This window comes from Microbispora hainanensis (assembly GCF_006874475.1).
GTDB classification, from domain to species: Bacteria; Actinomycetota; Actinomycetes; order Streptosporangiales; family Streptosporangiaceae; genus Microbispora; species Microbispora hainanensis.
On record NZ_VIRM01000026.1, the window covers coordinates 57,696 to 77,011 of the forward strand.

The following is a 19,316-nucleotide window of genomic DNA, read 5'->3' on the forward strand; positions in this document are numbered from 1 at the left end:
CCGCAGGTGGCCTGACCGCTGCGGATCGTCATGGCAGCGCGTCCTCCACCACGCCCGCGCTGGCGTGGGTGACCGTCTCGTAGACGCGCACGACCTCCCGCGCGACCGTCGACCAGTCGTACTTCCACACCGCCTGGCGGGCCTCGTCGGAGAGCTTGGCGCGGCGCTCGGGGTCGTCGAGCAGCCGGGCGGCCTCCCTGGCCAGGGCCGCGGGGTCCCCGGTCGTGAACAGCGCACCGGCCTGGCCGTCGTCCAGCACGCGGCGGAAGGCGGGGATGTCGCTGGCGAGGATCGGCGCCCCGGCCGACATGGCCTCGGTGAGCACGATGCCGAAGCTCTCCCCGCCCAGGTTGGGCGCGCAGAAGACGTCGACGGAGTGGTAGGCGCGCACCTTGTCGGCCTCGCTGACCATGCCGAGCAGCCCGACCCTGTCGCGATACTGCCGCGGCACCCGCCCGAGCACGTCGTCGGGGTCGCCGGGGCCGGCGATCAGCAGGCGCAGTTTCGGCCGCTCGGGGGCCAGCAGGGCGAACGCCTCCAGCAGCACGGCCAGGCCCTTGCGCGGCTCGTCCATCCGCCCGAGGAAGCCGATCACGTCGCCGTCGGGCCCCCAGCCCGGCAGCGGCTCGCCCTCGGCGTACCTGCGCACCGTGACGCCGTTGGGGATCAGCACCGCGTCGCCGCCGAGGTGCTCCACCAGCGTCTTGCGGGCGGCCTCGGAGACCGCGATCCTGCCCGTGATCTTCTCCAGCGCGCTCTGCAGCATCGGCGCGGCCACCGACATGGCCCGCGACCGCTCGTACGAGGCGTGGAACGTCGCCACGATGGGTCCCCGGGCGACCCAGCAGGCCAGCACGCCGAGGGACGGCACCGCGGGCTCGTGCACGTGCAGCACGTCGAACCCGCCCTCCCTGATCCACTTGCGCACCCGGTTGGCCGACAGGAACCCGAACGCCAGGCGGGCGACCGACCCGTTGTAGGGGACGGGAACGGCGCGGCCCGCCGGGGTCACATACGCCGGCAGTTCGGCGTCGTCGGCCGCGGGGGCGATGACCGACACCTTGTGCCCGTCGTCGATGAGCGCCTCGGCGAGGTCCCTGATGTGCGCCTGCACGCCCCCGGGGACCTCCCAGGTGTACGGGCAGACGATGCCGACCTTCACGACCGGGCCCCGCCCCGGGGCTCCAGGTCGTCGAGCCACAGGCGCTGGAGCATGTGCCAGTCCTCCGGATGCTCGGCGATGCCCTTCTCGAACACCGCCGCCACGGCCTGGGTCATCACCCCGACCTTCTCCTCGCGCGTCCCCTCGGCCGGGACCGGGATCTCCTCCTGGATGCGGATGCCCCAGCCGTTCCCGTCGAACCACAGCACGGCGGGCAGCAGCGCGGCGCCCGTCTGGATCGCCAGCGCCGCGGGGCCGGCGGCCATGCGGGTCCTCGCGCCGAAGAAGTCGACCTCGACGCCGGAGGCGGTCAGGTCGCGCTCGGCGGGCAGGCAGACCGTCTTGCCCTCGCGCAGCCGCTTGGCGAGCGTGCCGAACGCCATCGCGCTGCCGCCGCCCTTGGCGGTCAGGGGCAGCACCTCCATGCCGAGCCGCTCGCGGTAGTCGATGAAGCGCTCGAACAGCGACTCGGGCTTCAGCCGTTCGGCGACCGTGGTGAAGCGGTGGCCCCTGTGCACCAGCCAGGCCCCGGCGAAGTCGTAGTTGCCCATGTGGGGCAGCGCGACCACCACTCCCCTGCCCCGGGCGAGGTTGTCGAAGATGTGCTCGCCCCCGGTGGCCCGGGTGCCGTCGAGGATGCGCTCGCGGGTGTAGGCGGCGAAGCGGAACGACTCCATCCAGTAGCGGAAGTAGGAGCGCATGCCCGCCCGGCTCAGGTCGCGTACGGCGCGGTCGCCGGCGTCGCCGCCGACGACGCGGGCCAGGTTGGATTCGAGGCGGCGCACGGACTTGCCGCGCCTGAGCCACAGCCAGTCGGCGAGGACCCGGAAGAACCACGCGGCCAGCCGTTCCGGCACATGCCGGACCACGGCCCAGCCGACGGAGTACGCCGCCGCGACCAGCCGGTCCGCGAGCGGCACCGCACCGGGTCGCGCGGACCGCCCGGGGGATGGGCCGTCCGAGCCCTTCATCTGACCACCGCCTGTCTGTAGACGTGCACCATCCGCTGCACCACCGTGACGGCGCTGGCGGCGGCGAGCAGCCAGAGCCCGGCCGCCAGGACGTACGGCACGCCGAGGCCGGACAGCCCGGCCGCCACGAGCACGACCACGAGACGCTCCCCCCGTTCGGCGATGCCGACGTTCGCGGTCATGCCGAGGCCCTCGGCTCTGGCCTTGGCGTACGAGACCAATGCTCCCGCGACGAGGCAGAAGAGCGCGACTATCGCAAGGACGATCTCCCGCTCGTCCTTGAGGACGAAGTAGAGGATCAGCCCCGAGAAGATCGAGGCGTCGCCGAGACGGTCGAGCGTGGAGTCCAGGAAGGCGCCCCACGTGCTCCCCTTGCCCGTCATCCGGGCCAGCACGCCGTCCAGGAGGTCGGCGAGCACGAAGAACGTGATGACGAGGGTTCCCGCGAACAGATGCCCGAGCGGGTAGAAGGCGAGAGCGGAGGCCACCACTCCGAGCGTGCCGATGGTGGTGATCACATCGGGCGAGATCCCCCAGCGGGCGAGGGCTCGCCCCAGGGGGGTCATGACTCGGGTGACGGCGGGGCGCAGGATGTTCAACATCGCCGTCCGATCGTAGGCCATCCAGCGCCGCCGCACCTCGCAAGCACATTCGCCGAAAAGTCTTGTGATATGCGCCACATGGGTAAAGGGTGAAGAGCACGCGCCCGCAGGGCCGCGCGGAGACGTCACGGAGGTGAACCGCCGTGCCGGCCGCCGCACGGTCCTGAGAGGGCGAGGCCCCCGGGCGCGGACAGCGACGGCAGAGCGGCCGGCGCGGGTGCGTGCCACGTGCCCATCCCGACCGCTCAGAGATTCGGGAGGCGATGTGGCCGAAAGATCAACCGGCGCGACACATGGGGCCGCGGGCAGGGCACCCGCGGCCGATCGGCCGGACATGGTGCGCAATGTCGTGCTGGTCGGCCATTCCGGGGCCGGGAAGACCACGCTGGTCGAGGCGCTGCTCGCGGAGACCGGCACCATCCAGCGTCCCGGCCGGGTCGAGGACGGCACCACGGTCAGCGACTTCGACGAGGTGGAGGTGCGCCAGCAGCGCTCCGTCAACCTGTCGGTCGCTCCCGTCGTCCACAACGGCATCAAAATCAACTTCCTGGACACCCCCGGGTACGCCGACTTCGTCGGCGACCTGAGGGCCGGGCTGCGCGCGGCCGACGCGGCGCTGTTCGTCGTCTCGGCCGCCGAGGGCGTGGACGGGCTCACCCGCATGCTCTGGGAGGAGTGCGCGCTCGTGGGGATGCCCCGCGCCGTGGTCATCACCAAGATCGACCATCAGCGCGCCAACTTCGACGAGGTGCTCGCCACCTGCCAGGACGCGTTCGGCGACGGGGTGGCGCCGCTCTACCTGCCGGTGAACGGCACCGGGCTGCTCGGCCTGCTGTCGCAGCGGCTGTTCGACTACACCGGCGGGCGCAGGACCGAGCGGGAGCCCGACGCCGACCAGCTCGAGCTCATCGAGCAGTATCGCGGCGACCTCATCGAGGGGATCATCCAGGAGAGCGAGGACGAGTCCCTGATGGACCGTTACCTCTCCGGCGAGACGATCGACACCAAGGTGCTCATCGACGACCTGGAGAAGGCGGTCGCACGGGCCGGCTTCTATCCGGTCCTCGCCACGGCGCCCGGCGTCGGCATGCTGGAGCTGCTGGAGATCGTCACGCAGGGCTTCCCCTCGCCCCTGGAGCACCCACTGCCGAAGATCACGTCGATCGACGGCAAGCCGTGCAGGGAGTGCAGCGCCGACCCGGACGGCCCGCTCGTGGCCGAGGTCGTGAAGACCACGAGCGATCCGTACGTCGGGCGGATCAGCCTGGTCCGGGTCTTCTCTGGCACGCTGCGGCCGGACATGACGGTGCACGTCTCGGGCCACGGCCTGGCCGAACGGGGGCACGAGGACCACGACGTCGACGAGCGGGTGGGCGCCCTGTCGTCGCCGCTCGGCAAGACGCAGCGGACCGTGGGCAAGTGCGTCGCCGGGGACATCTGCGCGGTCGCCAAGCTGTCGCGCACCGAGACGGGCGACACGCTCTCGGACAAGGACGACCCGCTGCTGGTCGAGGCGTGGACCATGCCGGAGCCGCTGCTGCCGGTCGCCATCACGGCGAAGTCGAAGGCCGACGAGGACAAGCTCAGCCAGGCCCTTGGCCGCCTGGTGGCGGAGGACCCGACCCTGCGGCTGGAGAACAACGCCGAGACCCGCCAGCTCGTGCTGTGGTGCATGGGCGAGGCGCACTCCGACGTCCTGCTCGACCGCCTGGCCAAGCGGCACGGGGTCGAGGTCGAGAAGATCGACCTGCGGGTGCCGCTGCGGGAGACGTTCGCCGGCAGGGCGCAGGGCATGGGGCGCAACGTCAAGCAGACCGGCGGCCACGGGCAGTACGCGATCTGCCACATCGAGGTCGAGCCGCTGCCGTCGGGCGGCGGGTTCGAGTTCGTCGACAAGATCGTGGGCGGCGTCGTGCCGAGGCAGTTCATCCCGTCGGTGGAGAAGGGCGTGCGGGCCCAGATGGAGCGCGGGGTCGTCGCCGGCTATCCGATGGTCGACGTCCGCGTGACGCTCTACGACGGCAAGGCCCACTCGGTCGACTCCTCCGACATGGCCTTCCAGATCGCCGGGCAGCTCGCGCTCAAGGAGGCCGCGTCCAAGGTGGCGACGCACCTGCTCGAACCGGTGGACGAGGTGTCGGTGCTCGTGTCCGACGATTACGTCGGAGCCGTGATGTCCGACCTGTCCTCCCGCCGCGGCAGGGTGCTCGGCACCGAGCCGGTGGGCACGGGCCGCACGCTGGTGCGCGCCGAGGTGCCGCAACTGGAGATCACCCGGTACGCGATCGACCTCCGCTCGCTGTCCCACGGGACGGGCACGTTCAGCCGCTCCTTCCTGCGATACGAGCCGCTGCCCGCCCACCTGGCCGACAAGGTCGCCGCGGCGAGCGAGTAGCGGCCGGAACGGTTCACGGACCCCGGCGGCCCGCCTCCCGCCCGCCGGGGTCCGCGCAGCTCAGCGACACTGTCGCCTGGGGCGGGGTTTCACGCGCCCGGGGCACGGGGAGCCCCACAAGGTGCCCCGCGTCACTTCCGCATCACAAATTCATTTCGTTTTTCTGGCTAAACCGCTCTTTTGCCGATGTAAGACTTATGGCCTCACTTACTGGCAAATCAGAGGGGTAGCCACGTGACCGAGCGGAGACAGGTCGTCCGCCCGTTGATCGCGACCACCGTCATCGCCGCCGTCGCCGTCGGAGCCGCGTACACGTTCGGCCCCGGCGCCCAGGCCGAGAAGGTCGGCGCCGAAAAGGCCGGCGCCGCGAAGGCCGGCCAGACGGCGGCGGCGAAGGCGACACGGCAGCAGGTCGAGACGCAGACGCTCACACCGGCGGGCTCCTGCGCGACCAGCGTGAAATACCCCAAGCGCCAGCTTCGCGGCGTCTGGATCGCCACCGTGCACAATCTCGACTGGCCGTCGAAGCCGGGGCTGTCGCCCGACCGGCAGAAGGCCGAATATCTGAAAATCCTCGACAACGCGGTCAAGCGGCGACTGAACGCGGTGTTCTTCCAGGTGCGGCCCGCCTCGGACGCGGTCTACCGCTCGTCGCTCGAGCCGTGGTCGCAGTGGCTCACCGGCACGGCGGGCAGGGACCCGGGCTGGGACCCGCTGCCGTTCCTGGTGGACGAGGCCCACAAGCGCGGCCTGCAGTTCCACGCGTGGTTCAACCCCTACCGGGCGGCCGACTCGGCCTCCTCGAAGCTGCCCGCCGGGCACCCGGCGCGCCTCCATCCGGACTGGACCGTCAAGCACGAGGGCAAGCTCTACTACAACCCCGGCCTGCCTCAGGTGCGCGACTGGGTGACCAAGGTCGTGACGGACGTCGTCACGCGCTATGACGTAGACGGCGTCCACTTCGACGACTACTTCTACCCCTACCCCGGCCAGGGCACGCGGTTCGCCGACCAGGCGGCGTACAAGAAGTACGGCAAGGGCCTGACACCGGCCGACTGGCGGCGGCGCAACGTGAACCAGCTGGTCGCCCAGGTCTCGCAGGCGGTGCACGCGGCCAGGCCCTACGCCGTCTTCGGGATCAGCCCGTTCGGCATCTGGCGCAACAAGGCCGAGGACCCGGCGGGCTCGGCCACCAAGGGCATGTCGGCCTACGACTCGATCTACGCGGACGCCAGGGCGTGGATCAAGGCGGGCTCGGTCGACTACGTGATGCCCCAGCTCTACTGGCCCCGGGGTTTCGCCGCGGCCGACTACACCGTGCTCGCCAAGTGGTGGTCCGACGCGGTGAAGGGCACCGACGTCGACCTCTACATCGGGCAGGCCCTCTATCGGGTGGGCACCGCCGACACCCCGGCATGGACCAGGGCGGGCGAGCTGCCCGCCCATCTCACGCTGAACCGCAAATATCCCGAGATCGCGGGCGACGTCTACTTCAGCGCCGCGCAACTGGTGAAGAACCCGCTGGGCGTGCTCGACCGGATCGTGAAGAGCCACTACGCCCGCCCGGCGCTGCCGCCGGTGCTCAGGCAGGGATCCACGCCCGCGGCCCCGCGCGGGGTCAAGGCGGCCGGCGGGACGCTGACGTGGCAGGCCCAGCCGGGCGCCCAGTCGTACGGGGTCTACCGGGTGACGGGCAAGGACGCCTCCTGCGCCACGGCGGACGCGCGCAACCTCGTGGCCGTCGTCCCGGCGTCCCAGGCCCCGTTGTACGCCGCCGGAGCCCCCGGCACCTACTACGTCACCTCCGTCGACCGCCTCGGCAACGAGAGCCCGGCCACCCGGGCGGCCTGACCTCGGCAGGGCCCCATATGGGCCCAGTGGGGCCCGGCGGGAACGGGGGTCGTCGCGGATTGCTGCGGCCGTCAGCGGGTCCGTTGACGCGCTCCCCGGCCTGAAGGCCGGGGATTCAGCCCGTGCCGCGTCATGCGGCACCTCTGTGGCTTCCTGTTTCACCGGGTCCTGCCCTCCGCTGGGCGGCGGGTCTTACGGTCCCTCCGCAGGCGTTTAGCCTCTCCGCCCGTCCGGCGGCGAGGATGTTGCGCGCGGCGTTGACGTCCCGGTCGTGCGATGCTCCGCACGGGCAGGTCCACGACCGGATGTGCAGCGGCATGGACCCGGCGAGCGTCCCGCACGCCGAGCAGAGTTTCGAGCTGGGGAACCAGCGGTCGATCTTCACCGGGGTCCGGCCGTACCGGGCGGCCTTGTACTCCAGCATGTTCACCAACGCCGACCATCCGGCGTCATGCACACTCTTGGCCAGGCGGGTGCGGGCCAGGCCCTTCACCCATAGGTCCTCCACGACCACCGCTTGGTTGTCGCGGATGATCCGGGTGGACAGCTTGTGCGTGAAGTCCCGGCGCGCATCAGCCACCCGAGCATGAGCGCGGGCGACCCGGGCCGGGTTCCTACTTCGCCGGGAGTGTGGGCGGCGCTCCGATCAGCGTCCTGCGCCAGTACATCGAGCAGCACAACCACCCGGTCTGAGCCGGGTAGACGCCGGATCGCCCGGCGGCGATCCGGCTTTCCCTGCCCCGCTACGCGGGAGGGTCCGCTTCACCCCCCGGCCTGAAGGCCGGAGCACTGCGGACGAGCCTGGTAGCGTGGTCGCGAGATTTTTCAAGATCACGTACGGGGACTGCGCGTACGAAGACATGGGGGTCGCCGGTGAGTGGCACGTGGGTGAGGCGCGCGGTCGTCGCCGTCGTGTTCGGCGTGTCGGTCCTGGCCGCCGCTCCCGCCGCGGCCGCGGCCCCCGGGCTCGCGTCCGGGGCGGCGACCGCGGCCGGTGAACGGGCGGCTGAACGGGCGGCTGAACGGGTGGCGACGGCGGCCGGTGAACGCGTCGTGCTCGTCGGGATCCCCGGCCTGATGTGGAGCGACGTCACCCCGGCCGACACCCCGAACCTCTGGCGGCTCGCCGGCGAGTCCGCCCTCGGGTCCCTGTCGGTGCGGGCCGTACGCAAGGACACCTGCCCGTACGACGCCTGGCTCACGGTGTCTGCCGGGGTGCGGTCGGCGGTGGGGGGAGCGTGCGGCATGGCCCCCACTCCCACGGCCGACGGCGAGGGGGCGGTCGTCCCCGAGTTCTCCTGGCTGTGGGAGGTGCGGGAGCAGGACGCCGCGGGCACGCTGGGGCAGGCCCTGCACGCGGCCGGGCGGACGACGATGGCCGTCGGCCCGGGGGCGGCGCTCGCGCTCGCCGACCGCGAGGGCCGGGTGGACCTCTACGCCCCCTCCCCCGCCGAGGTCACGCAGTGGTCCCGCGGCGACGTGGTCGCCGTGGAGATCCCCGACCTCATCGCGCCCTACGTCTCCGGCGACCGGCTGAGCGAGGTGCCCGAGAGCCTGTCCGGCGACTCGCGGCGGGCCGCGGCGCGAGCGGCCGACGCGAAGCTCGGGTCGTTCCTGCCGCAGCTCGGGCCGGCGACGGTGCTGGTCGCCGGGCTCTCCGACCACGGCTCGGTCCCCCACCTCAGGACCGCCATGCTGCGCGGCCCCGGCAGCAGCGGCAGCGGTGCGGCGCGGACGCTCGGCGCCCGGTCCACCCATCGGGACGACATGGTCATCGTCCCGGACCTCACCGCCACGATCCTGGCCAGGACCGGGGTGGCCGCTCCCCCGGTCGTCGTCGGTGTGCCGGTCGAGACCCGTGCGACGGGCCGGACCCTGGACGAACGCGTCGAGGCCCTGCGCACCGCCGACGTCGCGGGACAGACGATCCGTGACACGACCGGCGTCTTCTTCACCACGCTCGCCGTGCTCCAGGTGGTCTTCTACGTCACCGCGTTCCTGCTGCTGCGCCGCCGCGACGGGCTGCCCGCCGTACGGGCCGCCGCCGTGGCGCTCGCCGCGATCCCCGTCTCGACCTACCTGGTCAACCTCACCCCGTGGGCCCGTATGGCACAGCCCGCGGTCACGCTCTTCGCCTCGATCGCGGCGATCGCCGCGGCGCTGACCGTGGTGGCCCTCGCCGGACCGTGGCGGCGGGGCGTGCTCGGGCCGCTGACCGTGATCGCGGCGGCGACCGCGGCCGTGCTGCTCGGCGACCTGCTGACCGGCACTCCCCTGCAGCTCAACAGCCTGATGGGCTACACGGGCGTGGTCGGGGCCCGCTACTACGGCCTGGGGAACATCCCCTTCGCGCTGCTCGCCACGGCCGTGCTGCTCGTCACCACGGCCGCCGCCGACCGGCTGGTGCGAGCGGGCCGCAAGACCCTCGCGGTGGCCCTGGTCGCCGCGCTCGGGGCGTTCGCCATGCTGCTCGACGGCTGGCCGGGGGTCGGCAGTGACTTCGGCGGCGTCATCGCCTTCGTGCCGGGCATCGCGGTCACCGCGCTGATCGTGGCGGGCAAGCGGGTGTCGATCGTCAAGCTGGGCGCCTTCTGCGCCGGAGGCGGCGTCCTGGTGATGGCGATCGCCTACCTCGACTACCTGCGGCCCCCGGCCAGCCAGACGCACCTCGGCCGCTTCGTGGGGCAGGTGGCCGACGGCACGTTCCTGCCGGTGATCTCCCGCAAGCTCGGCGCGATGCTCTCCACGCTGCTCAGCCCGAACCTGATGCCCGTGGTGCTCGCCGCGTTCGCGTTCCTCGTCTTCGCGCTGCTGCGGCCGGGGGCGGCGAGCGCCGGTGTCCTGCCGATCGCGTTCGAACGCGCGCCCATGCTCAAGGCGGGCCTGCTCGGCGCGCTCGTGAGCGGCCTGGTCGGCATGCTCGTCAACGACTCGGGAGCGGCGGTGCTGTCCATGGCGCTGGCCCTGGCCGTGCCGCTCGTGCTCAGCGCCGGCATCCGTGCCCTGCAGCACGCCGAGCCGGTCCCGGCCGCCGCCGGATCTCCGGGCACGCCGCCGAGCCCCGCGACGGCCTGACGCGGGCATCGGCTCGCGCCCGGGGAACAGTGCCGACAAGTCGGGCCGACAAGTAGGGCCGACAAGTGGGGCCGAGAAGTCGGGCCGATGAGCGGTGCCGATGAGCGGTGCCGGAGAGTGGTCCCCGAGGGTGGTCAGGAGGCGGCGGGCCAGGCGTCGGCGAGCAGGTCGCGCGTGTCGCGCAGCAGCTGCGGCAGCACCTTGGTGCGTCCGACCACCGGCATGAAGTTGGTGTCGCCGCCCCACCGGGGCACGACGTGCTGGTGGAGGTGGGCGGCGATGCCCGCGCCCGCCACGCCGCCCAGGTTCATGCCGACGTTGAAGCCCTGCGCCCCGCTCGCCTTGCGCAGCGCCTGCGTCGCGCGCTTGGTGAACTCGGCCAGCTCCGCCGTCTCGGGCCCGTCGAGGTCGGCGTAGTCGGACACGTGCCGGTAGGGGCAGACCATCAGGTGCCCCGAGTTGTACGGATAGAGGTTGAGCACGGCGAACACGGCCGATCCCCGGGCCACGATCAGCCCGTCCTCGTCGGAGAGCTTGGGAATCTCGCAGAACGGGCAGCCGTCATCGGCGCCGGAGCCGCTGGGCTTGTTCTCGCCCTTGATGTAGGCCATCCGGTGCGGGGTCCACAGGCGCTGGAAGCTGTCGGGAACCCCGGCGCCCGCCTGCTCGATCGGCTCTGAGTCCACGTCCGCGATCTCCTCCGCTCCGTTGTCCCGGTGCTCCTGTTGTCCCGGTGCTGCTGTTGTGCGAGGTGCTGCCGCCTTCGCGCCGGCGGCACGTGCACCGGCACAGATCGACAGGTGCCCCACGCGGAAAACGACACCGGCAGCAGCATATGACCTCGCGGATCTCCTCTCACCGGCCGGGTTGCGCCAGGGCCGCGGCCGGCGGCCCGCCGATATCCGCGGGACACCGGACGACCTGCTCGATCATGGGGCAGAATGCACCTGCCGGACGCCCAGACCCCCGAGGAGCCGTCATATGAGCGAGGCCGCCGCCGTCGAGGAGCGAGTGGAAGAGCAGACCGACGCGTACGCCGAGGAGAGTCTCGGCGACCCGGCGGACGCGGCGGCCGAACGGGTGGAGCCGGACCTGCCCGCGCAGACGCCGAGGCCCGAGGCGCCGACCGCCAACGTGCTCAAGGGCCGGATCAAGGTCGCCGACGAGGTCGTGGAGAAGGTCGCCGCGCTGGCCGCCCTGGAGATCCCCGGCGTCGCCGACCTGGGTGGCGACCTCGAACGCGCCTTCGAGTCCGTACGCGACCGCATCGGCGTGGGCTCCAAGCGGGCGACGCAGGGCGTCCAGGCCAAGATCCAGGACCAGCAGGTCTCCATCGACGTGACCATCGTCATCGTGTACGGCCACGTGGTGATGGACGTGGCCACCGAGGTCAAGGTCAACGTCGCCCGCTCGGTGAGCCGGATGCTCGGCATGCACGTGGTCGAGGTCAACGTGACCGTCGACGACGTCCGCCTCCCTGGTCAGGACTCCCCCGCCGAGGCCACCCCGGCGTCCTGAGCCGGCCCGCCCCGGAGGACCACCGCGGAGGTCAGCCGGGCGTCCTGTGCCGCTCGTAGCCGCTCTGTAGCCGCTCTGTAGCCGCTCCGTGCCGATAAGGCGAACGCGGGAGCCCCGGGCGGGGCCCCCGCGTTCTCCGTGTGAGCGGTCAGACCTGGACGCGGCGGCGGACCGCGTCGACGATCTCCTCGATCGCCTGGTCGATCGGCACGGCGTTCTTCTGCTCGCCGCTGCGGTAGCGGAAGGAGACCGCGCCGGCCGCGATGTCGTCGTCGCCCGCGAGGAGCATGTAGGGCACCTTCGCCTTCTGGGCGTTGCGGATCTTCTTCTGCATGCGGTCGTCGCTCTCGTCGACCTCGACCCGGATGCCGTGCTCACGCAGCCGCTTGGCGACGTCCTGCAGGTAGGGCACGTGGGCGTCGGCGATCGGGATGCCGACGACCTGCACCGGGGCGAGCCACGCGGGGAACGCGCCCGCGTAGTGCTCGACCAGCACACCGAAGAAGCGCTCGATCGAGCCGAACAGCGCCCGGTGGATCATGACGGGCCGCTGCCGGGTGCCGTCGGGGGCCTGGTATTCGAGGCCGAAGCGCTCGGGCAGGTTGAAGTCGAGCTGGATGGTCGACATCTGCCAGGACCGGCCGATCGCGTCCCGGGCCTGCACCGAGATCTTGGGGCCGTAGAAGGCCGCGCCTCCCGGGTCGAGGACCAGCTCCAGCTTCTCGGACTCGGCCACCTCCCGCAGAGTCTGGGTGGCCTCCTCCCAGGTCTCGTCGGAGCCGACGAACTTCTCCGGGTCCTTGGTGGACAGCTCCAGGTAGAAGTCCTCCAGGCCGTAGTCGCGCAGCAGGTCGAGCACGAAGCGCAGCAGCGAGGTGAGCTCGTCGCGCATCTGCTCGCGGGTGCAGTAGATGTGCGCGTCGTCCTGGGTCAGGCCGCGTACGCGGGTGAGGCCGTGCACGACGCCCGACTTCTCGTAGCGGTAGACCGTGCCGAACTCGAACAGCCGCAGCGGCAGCTCGCGGTAGGACCGCCCGCGCGCCCTGAAGATCAGGTTGTGCATCGGGCAGTTCATCGGCTTGAGGTAGTAGCGCGCGCCCTCCAGCTCCATGGGAGGGAACATGCCGTCGGCGTACCAGTCGAGGTGGCCGGAGATCTTGTACAGGTTGTCCTTCGTGATGTGCGGGGTGTTGACGAAGGAGTAGCCCGCCTCCTCGTGCCGGCGGCGGGAGTAGTCCTCCATCACCCGGCGGATCACGCCGCCCTTGGGGTGGAACACCGGCAGGCCGGAACCCAGCTCGTCGGGGAACGAGAACAGGTCGAGCTCGGCGCCCAGCTTGCGGTGGTCGCGCTTCTCGGCCTCCTCCAGGAAGCGGAGGTATTCGTCCTGCTTCTCACGCGACTCCCAGGCGGTTCCGTAGATGCGCTGGAGCTGCGGGTTCTTCTCGCTGCCCCGCCAGTAGGCGCCGCCGGACCGCATGAGCTTGAAGGCCGGGATGACCCGGGTGCTGGGCAGGTGGGGCCCGCGGCACAGGTCCTTCCAGCACAGCTCGCCCGTCTTCGGGTCGAGGTTGTCGTAGATAGTGAGCTGACCGCCGCCGACCTCGACGCTCGCGCCCTCGGCCGACTCGGCCGCGCCGCCCTTGAGCCCGATCAGCTCCAGCTTGTACGGCTCGGCGGCGAGCTCCTCGCGGGCCTCCTCGTCGCCGACGGGGCGGCGGCGGAAGGTCTGCCCCTGCTTGACGATCTCGCGCATGCGCTTCTCGACGCGCTTGAGGTCGTCGGGGGTGAACGGCTCGCGGACGTCGAAGTCGTAGTAGAAGCCGTTCTCGACCGGCGGGCCGATGCCGAGCTTCGCCTCGGGGAAGATCTCCTGGACGGCCTGGGCCATGACGTGCGCCGTGGAGTGGCGCAGGATGGCGCGGCCGTCGGGGCTGTCGATCGCGACCGGCTCGACGACGTCGCCCTCGGCGACCTCGGTGGCCAGGTCGCGCAGCTCGCCGTTGATCCGGGCGGCGATCACCGACCTGCCGTCGGCGCCGAGCGCCTCCCCGGCCGTCGTACCCGCCGCCACCACGCGCTCGGCTCCGGCGAGGGTGATGCGTATCTCAAGGGCGGCGGACACGGTGGCTCCTTAGGACAGGTTCGGCGCATGGATCTCGTGGCCGCGCGCACGCGAGGCGGCGGCTCCGGTCGCATCCGATGCTACCGGTGACGCCGCCCAATAATGGCGCGCATCGGCGGCCCCCGCCTCCTGCGTACGCGATCTTTCGCACCCGGGCCGGGAACCGGAGACGGGTGGCCGCCGGCGTCGTCCCTCCTGGAACAGGATCTAGTAGGGCCAGGTCCAGTCGCGGATCTCGGCGGGGTCCTCGCCGAACTCGCGGGTGTGGGCGCGGGCGCGCAGGCGGGCGTCGGTCATGCTCTGACGCAGGTGGGCCGCCCTGCTGCCGAGGCCGGGCACCCGGTCGATCACGTCCATCACCAGGTGGAAGCGGTCGATGTCGTTGAGCATCGCCATGTCGAAGGGCGTGGTCGTGGTGCCCTCCTCCTTGTAGCCGCGCACGTGCAGGTTGTCGTGCCCGGTGCGCCGGTAGGTCAGGCGGTGGATCAGCGCCGGGTAGCCGTGGAAGTTGAAGATGATCGGCTTGTCCGCGGTGAACAGCGCGTCGAACTCGTCGTCGCGCAGGCCGTGGGGGTGCTCGGAGGCCGGTTGCAGCCGCATGAGGTCGACGACGTTGACCACGCGGATCCGCAGCTCGGGCAGGTGCTCGCGGAGCAGCGCGGCGGCGGCCAGGGTCTCCAGCGTGGGCACGTCGCCGGCGCAGGCGAGCACGACGTCGGGGTCGTTGCCCTCGTCGGTGGACGCCCAGGGCAGGATGCCCAGCCCCCGGGCGCAGTGGACGACCGCCTCGTCCATGCTCATCAGGTCGAGCACGGGCTGCTTGCCCGCGACGACGACGTTCACGTAGTCGCGCGAGCGCAGGCAGTGGTCGGCGACCGACAGCAGGGTGTTGGCGTCCGGCGGCAGGTAGACGCGGACGACCTCGGCCTTCTTGTTGGCGACGACGTCGAGGAAGCCGGGGTCCTGATGGCTGAAGCCGTTGTGGTCCTGGCGCCAGACGTGCGACGACAGCAGGTAGTTGAGCGAGGCGACCGGCCGGCGCCAGGGGATCCTGCGGGAGGACTCCAGCCACTTGGCGTGCTGGTTGAACATCGCGTCCACGATGTGGATGAACGCCTCGTAGCAGTTGAACAGCCCGTGGCGGCCGGTCAGCAGGTAGCCCTCCAGCCAGCCCTGGCACTGGTGCTCGCTGAGCACCTCCATGACCCTGCCGCGCGGGCCGAGGTTCTCGTCGGTCGGCAGCAGTGCGGCCTCCCACTCCTTGTCGGTCGCCTCGTAGACGGCGGACAGGCGGTTGGAGGCGGTCTCGTCGGGGCCGAGCAGCCGGAAGTTCTCCGGGTTGGCCGCGATGACGTCGCGCAGGAACGTCCCGAGGACGCGGGTCGGCTCGCTGAAGGCCGCCGCCGGGGCCTTGACCTCGACCGCGTAGTCGCGGAAGTCGGGCAGCGCGAGCGGGCGCAGCAGCTCACCGCCGTTGGCGTGCGGGCTGGCGCTCATCCGCAGCGGCCCGTCCGGCACCGTCCGCCTGATCGCCTCGACCGGCCGCCCGTCGCCGTCGAACAGCTCTTCCGGCCGGTAGGAGCGCATCCACTCCTCCAGCATCGCCAGGTGTGCCGGGTTGTCGCGCACGCCGGTGAGCGGCACCTGGTGGGCCCGCCAGGTGCCCTCGATCGGGAGTCCGTCGACCTCGCGCGGCCCGGTCCAGCCCTTCGGCGTACGCAGGATGATCATCGGCAGCGGGCCGCGGCCGGCCAGCTCGTCGAAGACGGTGTCGAGGGTCGCGGCCATGAGCCCGTGCATCTCGGCCGGTTCCTGACCGGAGACGATGTGCGGGCGGTAGCCGTACCCCTCGAAGAGCTTGACCAGCTCGTCCTCGGGGATCCTGGCGAGCACGGTGGGGTTGGCGATCTTGTAGCCGTTCAGGTGGAGGATCGGCAGGACCACCCCATCGACGTCCCGGTTGAGGAACTTGTTGGAGTGCCAGCCGGTGGCGAGCGGGCCGGTCTCGGCCTCGCCGTCGCCGACGATGCAGGCCACCGCCAGGCCGGGGTTGTCGAAGGCCGCGCCGTACGCGTGGGAGAGGGCGTAGCCGAGCTCGCCACCCTCGTGGATGGAGCCCGGAGTCTCGGGGGCGACGTGGCTGGGGATGCCACCGGGGAAGGAGAACTGGCGGAAGAGCCTGCGCATGCCCTCGGCGTCCTGGGTGACGTGGGGGTAGCGCTCGGTGTAGGTGCCTTCGAGCCACGCGTGGGCGACCGCCGCCGGGCCGCCGTGACCGGGGCCGACGATGTAGATCATGTCCTGGCCGCGTTCCCGGATGATCCGGTTGAGGTGGGCGAAGCAGAAGTTGAGCCCGGGCGTCGTCCCCCAGTGGCCGAGCAGCCGCGGTTTGATGTGCTCGGGGCTGAGCGGCTCGGTCAGCAGCGGGTTGTCCATCAGGTAGATCTGGCCGACGGACAGATAGTTCGCGGCCCGCCAGTAGGCGTCGATGTTCCCGTATGCGTCCATGCCCCTGACACTTTCCCAGTGGGGGCGGCCGAACCAGGGTCTTTCGCCCGCAAATCAGGGGGCCGGCCGACCGGTAGTCTTGGCCGCATGTCCGGCACGCGATGGCTCGACGAGGAGGAGCAGCGCACCTGGCGTGCCTACCTGCGGACGAGCCAGCTCCTGCAGGAGGCTCTCGAACGGCAGTTGCAGCGCGACTCGGGCATGCCGCACGCCTACTACATGATCCTGGTGGTCCTCTCGGAGTCGCCCGGGCGGACCATGACGATGACGGAGCTGTCCGCCATCCTCCAATATTCGGTCAGCCGCCTGTCGCACGCCGTCTCCCGGCTGGAGGAGAAGGGCTGGGTGCGGCGGCTCAAGCGGCCGGAGGACCGGCGCACGACCGTCGCCGAGCTCACCGACGAGGGCTTCGCCGCACTCGTGGAGGCCGCGCCGGGGCACGTCGAGGAGGTCCGGCAGGTGCTGTTCGACCCCCTCACCCCTCGCCAGGTGCGGCAGTTCGGCGAGATCCTCGACACGATCCTGTCCGCGTTCGAGTGCCGGCGGGCCGAGGAGGCCGAGCGTCTCCGCGCGCTCGACGTCGCCACTCAGTAGAGGTCAGGCGTCCACGCCGCCCTGGCGGGGCCGCCGCCCAGGTGCGCGGCGGCGGCGCCGAGATCGGGGAAGGGCGCCGGCCAGGAGCCGAGCCACCGGCCGATGGCCGTAGACGCGGTGGGTGCCGGGCGCGGTCGGCGGGGGCGCGGACGGCGGGGGCGCGGACGGCGGGGGCGCGGTCGGCCCGTTTCAGGACTTCGGGTTGCGCCGGGCGATGGCGGCGTTGAGCGCGGTGGCGAAGACCGTCCACCCGGCGTACGGCAGCAGCAGGAGCCCCGCCGTGCGGTCCTCGCGCAGGAGGCGGCGGGTCAGCAGCGCGTTCGACGCGTTGAGCGCGAGGATCTCGGCGAGCGCGAGGCGGGGCTTGCGTGCCCTGAAGAACAGCGGCGACCAGGCCGTGTTGAGCGCCAGGTTCGCCGCGAGCGCCCGCCGCAGGGCCGGCCGGGAGCCGTCGGCCGCCCGCGACAGCGCCCGGGCGGAGGCGTAGGCGATCGAGGCGTACAACGGCGTCCAGACCAGGCCGAACGCCTGTGGCGGCGGCTGCCACGAGGGCTTGCGCAGGCGGGCGTACCAGCCGGAGCGGGCGTCGGTGGACAGGCCGCCCACGGTGGCGGCGGCGGTCACGGCGAGGGCCGTGCCCAGCAGCATCTTCGTCGATGTGCGTCTCATGACTCTTCCTTCTGCCCCTGCGACCGCGTTCAAGACGCGTGATCAGCGTGATCAGGCCGCCGGTCGCAGCAGGGTGGACAGGCGGTGCAGGCCGCGGGCCGTACGCGCCTTGACCGTGCCGAGCGGGACGCGCAGGTGCTCGGCGATCTCCCGCTGGGTCAGGTCTCCGTAGTAGGCCAGCTCGATCGCCTGGCGCTGCACCTGGGGCAGCGCGGCCAGCGCGCGGCGGATCCGGTCGCGGTCGGCGAGCTCGTCGCCGTCCATCCGCCCGTCGTGCCCCGCCGGGTCGGGGACCGCCTCCAGCGGCACCGTGGCCGGCGTACGCGCCCGCAGGTGGTCCACAGCCCGGTTGCGGGCGATGCCGAACAGCCAGGCCGGCAGGCTGCGGGCCGGGTCGAAGCGGTGCCGGAAGCGCCACACCTCGGTGAAGACGACCTGGAGGACGTCCTCCACGTCCTGGGACGGCACGAGTCTGTGCAGGTAGGAGCGCACGGCCGGGGAATGCAGGCGGTAGCACTCCCCGAGCGCTCCGATGTCCCCCGCCGCGAGGCGGAACTCCAGGGTCTCCTCCATCGGGCCCCCTTCGGCCGAAACCTCTTCAAAACCTATTCATAGCTGCCCACATTCGAAGTGGACAACCATGGGGGCCGAAGGTTGGTTCAAAAAGGCATTAAAGGTGCAGAATCACCGCAGAGTGGTCATTACCGCCGAGATGGCATCACGAAACGTGTTCACCCGGACGACATGCGTAGGCAGGCCGTCCCACCATCCGGGACCGCCGGCCACGACGCGGCAGGCGGGGCGCAGCCCCGGCAGACCGGCCAGCGGGGCCGGATCGCCCGTCTCCCGGATCTGGGACCACACGAACACCGCCGCGGGACCGAGGCGGCGCATCGCGTCCGCCAGGGCGGGGTACGGCGTGCGCGCCCCGAGCACGCGGGTCTCCACCCCGAGCATGCCGAGCGCGGCGGCCAGCGCGTGGATCGGCAGCGCGTGCTGCTCCTCCTCCGCACCGGCCAGCAGGACAGGGCGGGGATGCACGGGCGAGGGCGCACGCGCCGCGAACCGCGCCAGCGCCGCCTGGAGCCGGTCGGAGAACAGGTGCTCGACGTCGATCCCGGCACCCGTGTCGTGCTGCCTGCGGGTGACGGCGGCGAACACCGGCAGCACGAGCCGTTCCCAGGTCCACACCACGCCGTGCGCGGCCAGCGCCGCGTCAAGTGCCGCGCTCACGGTCGCGACGTCGAGCGCCGCCGCCGCACGGGCCAGAATGACCGGCGACGGCAATCCCGGCTCCCCGCCCGGCCGTACGGCGGAGGGGAACGACGCCGCACTCTCCGGCGGCCTGGAGAGCCCGGCCGGCCTGGAGAGCCCGGACGGCCTGGAGAGCTCGGACGGCCTCGGGGAATGCGTCGGCCCCGGGAAGTCTGACGGCCCCGGCGAGTCGATCGGCCTGGGGGACTCCGCCCGCCCGGGCGACGTGGGCCACCCGGGCGACCCGGCCGGAGGAGCGGCCCCCTCTCCCGCCGCGTACGACGGCCGCTCCCCCGAAGCGGGCCGCAGCGCCTGTCTGGCGGCGTCGGCCGGCGGCATGCCGGTCCGGATCAGCCGGTTCATCTCCTCCAGGCGGCGCAGGTCCGCGTCGTCGTAGCGGCGGTGCCCGCCGGGGCTGCGCCTGCTCGGGCCGATGCCATACCGGAGATTCCAGGTGCGCAGCGTGGACGCGGGCACGCCGAGCCGCCGGGAGACGGCTCCGATGCCATAGCCCGGCTCCTCCCCGGCGGCCGGGTTCTCCCCGGCCCCCGGCCCGCCCTCGCGCGTCACGTGCTCACCCCGTGTCCGTCCG

General features: G+C 71.9%; 14 protein-coding genes and 1 pseudogene. 5 read left to right on the top strand and 10 right to left on the bottom strand.

Annotation, left to right across the window (positions count from 1 at the left end; translation table 11 throughout):
* Nucleotides 1-28: 28 nt before the first annotated feature.
* The 3 genes from FLX08_RS21285 to pgsA are packed head-to-tail and all read right to left on the bottom strand — an operon-like array spanning nucleotide 29 to nucleotide 2,735.
* Nucleotides 29-1,162 carry a glycosyltransferase family 4 protein gene (locus FLX08_RS21285; protein WP_142620638.1) on the bottom strand — a complete coding sequence of 378 codons (1,134 nt, stop codon included), beginning with the start codon at nucleotides 1,160-1,162 and terminating at the stop codon, nucleotides 29-31.
* On the bottom strand, nucleotides 1,159-2,133 hold the full coding sequence (locus tag FLX08_RS21290) for a phosphatidylinositol mannoside acyltransferase (RefSeq protein ID WP_142620639.1): 975 nt from the start codon (nucleotides 2,131-2,133) through the stop codon (nucleotides 1,159-1,161). Before FLX08_RS21290 ends, FLX08_RS21285 begins: the two co-directional genes overlap by 4 nt.
* A complete protein-coding gene (gene pgsA, locus FLX08_RS21295) occupies nucleotides 2,130-2,735 on the bottom strand; it encodes a phosphatidylinositol phosphate synthase (protein WP_142620691.1) in 606 nt (201 codons plus the stop codon). Before pgsA ends, FLX08_RS21290 begins: the two co-directional genes overlap by 4 nt.
* Nucleotides 2,736-3,000: 265 nt before the next feature.
* Here pgsA and FLX08_RS21300 point away from each other — a divergent pair, with 265 nt between their 5' ends.
* Nucleotides 3,001-5,130 carry an elongation factor G-like protein EF-G2 gene (locus tag FLX08_RS21300; RefSeq protein ID WP_142620640.1) on the top strand — a complete coding sequence of 710 codons (2,130 nt, stop codon included), beginning with the start codon at nucleotides 3,001-3,003 and terminating at the stop codon, nucleotides 5,128-5,130.
* Between the two features lie 234 nt (nucleotides 5,131-5,364).
* The gene (locus FLX08_RS21305; RefSeq protein WP_142620641.1) at nucleotides 5,365-6,981 is read left to right on the top strand and encodes a glycoside hydrolase family 10-like protein; all 1,617 of its coding nucleotides are present in this window, start codon (nucleotides 5,365-5,367) and stop codon (nucleotides 6,979-6,981) included.
* 130 nt (nucleotides 6,982-7,111) lie between these two features.
* Here the strand turns inward: FLX08_RS21305 and FLX08_RS21310 are convergent.
* A pseudogene (locus FLX08_RS21310) lies at nucleotides 7,112-7,609 on the bottom strand (RNA-guided endonuclease InsQ/TnpB family protein); the annotation flags it as partial.
* A gap of 245 nt (nucleotides 7,610-7,854) precedes the next feature.
* Here FLX08_RS21310 and FLX08_RS21320 point away from each other — a divergent pair.
* Nucleotides 7,855-10,056, top strand: a complete 2,202-nt coding sequence (locus tag FLX08_RS21320) for a hypothetical protein (protein WP_142620642.1) — start codon at nucleotides 7,855-7,857, stop codon at nucleotides 10,054-10,056.
* A gap of 134 nt (nucleotides 10,057-10,190) precedes the next feature.
* On the opposite strand, the gene FLX08_RS21325 is transcribed toward FLX08_RS21320, so the two are convergent.
* Complete coding sequence (locus FLX08_RS21325) at nucleotides 10,191-10,742, bottom strand: HIT family protein (protein ID WP_208761569.1); 552 nt, start codon at nucleotides 10,740-10,742, stop codon at nucleotides 10,191-10,193.
* Nucleotides 10,743-11,037: 295 nt separating this feature from the next.
* Between FLX08_RS21325 and FLX08_RS21330 the strand changes: the two genes are divergently transcribed.
* A complete protein-coding gene (locus tag FLX08_RS21330) occupies nucleotides 11,038-11,574 on the top strand; it encodes an Asp23/Gls24 family envelope stress response protein (RefSeq protein WP_142620643.1) in 537 nt (178 codons plus the stop codon).
* A 148-nt stretch (nucleotides 11,575-11,722) separates the two neighbouring features.
* On the opposite strand, the gene thrS is transcribed toward FLX08_RS21330, so the two are convergent.
* A complete protein-coding gene (gene thrS / locus FLX08_RS21335) occupies nucleotides 11,723-13,699 on the bottom strand; it encodes a threonine--tRNA ligase (RefSeq protein ID WP_142620644.1) in 1,977 nt (658 codons plus the stop codon).
* Nucleotides 13,700-13,906: 207 nt separating this feature from the next.
* Nucleotides 13,907-16,207, bottom strand: a complete 2,301-nt coding sequence (locus FLX08_RS21340) for a phosphoketolase family protein (protein WP_142620645.1) — start codon at nucleotides 16,205-16,207, stop codon at nucleotides 13,907-13,909.
* Between the two features lie 87 nt (nucleotides 16,208-16,294).
* Here FLX08_RS21340 and FLX08_RS21345 point away from each other — a divergent pair, with 87 nt between their 5' ends.
* Nucleotides 16,295-16,801: a MarR family winged helix-turn-helix transcriptional regulator gene (locus FLX08_RS21345; RefSeq protein ID WP_142620646.1), complete on the top strand. Its 507-nt coding sequence runs from the start codon at nucleotides 16,295-16,297 to the stop codon at nucleotides 16,799-16,801.
* 189 nt (nucleotides 16,802-16,990) lie between these two features.
* Here FLX08_RS21345 and FLX08_RS21355 read toward each other — a convergent pair whose 3' ends face one another.
* From FLX08_RS21355 to FLX08_RS21365, 3 genes are all read right to left on the bottom strand, one after another.
* Complete coding sequence (locus tag FLX08_RS21355; protein WP_208761570.1) at nucleotides 16,991-17,470, bottom strand: TspO/MBR family protein; 480 nt, start codon at nucleotides 17,468-17,470, stop codon at nucleotides 16,991-16,993.
* A 51-nt stretch (nucleotides 17,471-17,521) separates the two neighbouring features.
* A complete protein-coding gene (locus FLX08_RS21360) occupies nucleotides 17,522-18,043 on the bottom strand; it encodes an RNA polymerase sigma factor (RefSeq protein WP_142620647.1) in 522 nt (173 codons plus the stop codon).
* Nucleotides 18,044-18,154: 111 nt separating this feature from the next.
* Entirely contained in the window at nucleotides 18,155-19,294 is a 1,140-nt protein-coding gene (locus FLX08_RS21365; protein WP_244312791.1) for a MerR family transcriptional regulator, read from the bottom strand.
* Between the last annotated feature and the right edge of the window lie 22 nt (nucleotides 19,295-19,316).

Coding starts and splice junctions, on each gene's coding strand:
- FLX08_RS21360 (WP_142620647.1), bottom strand. CDS start 18,043: ATGGAGGAGACCCTGGAGTTCCGCCTCGCGGCGGGGGACATCGGAGCG.
- FLX08_RS21340 (WP_142620645.1), bottom strand. CDS start 16,207: ATGGACGCATACGGGAACATCGACGCCTACTGGCGGGCCGCGAACTAT.
- pgsA (WP_142620691.1), bottom strand. CDS start 2,735: ATGTTGAACATCCTGCGCCCCGCCGTCACCCGAGTCATGACCCCCCTG.
- FLX08_RS21345 (WP_142620646.1), top strand. CDS start 16,295: ATGTCCGGCACGCGATGGCTCGACGAGGAGGAGCAGCGCACCTGGCGT.
- FLX08_RS21355 (WP_208761570.1), bottom strand. CDS start 17,470: ATGAGACGCACATCGACGAAGATGCTGCTGGGCACGGCCCTCGCCGTG.
- FLX08_RS21290 (WP_142620639.1), bottom strand. CDS start 2,133: ATGAAGGGCTCGGACGGCCCATCCCCCGGGCGGTCCGCGCGACCCGGT.
- FLX08_RS21330 (WP_142620643.1), top strand. CDS start 11,038: ATGAGCGAGGCCGCCGCCGTCGAGGAGCGAGTGGAAGAGCAGACCGAC.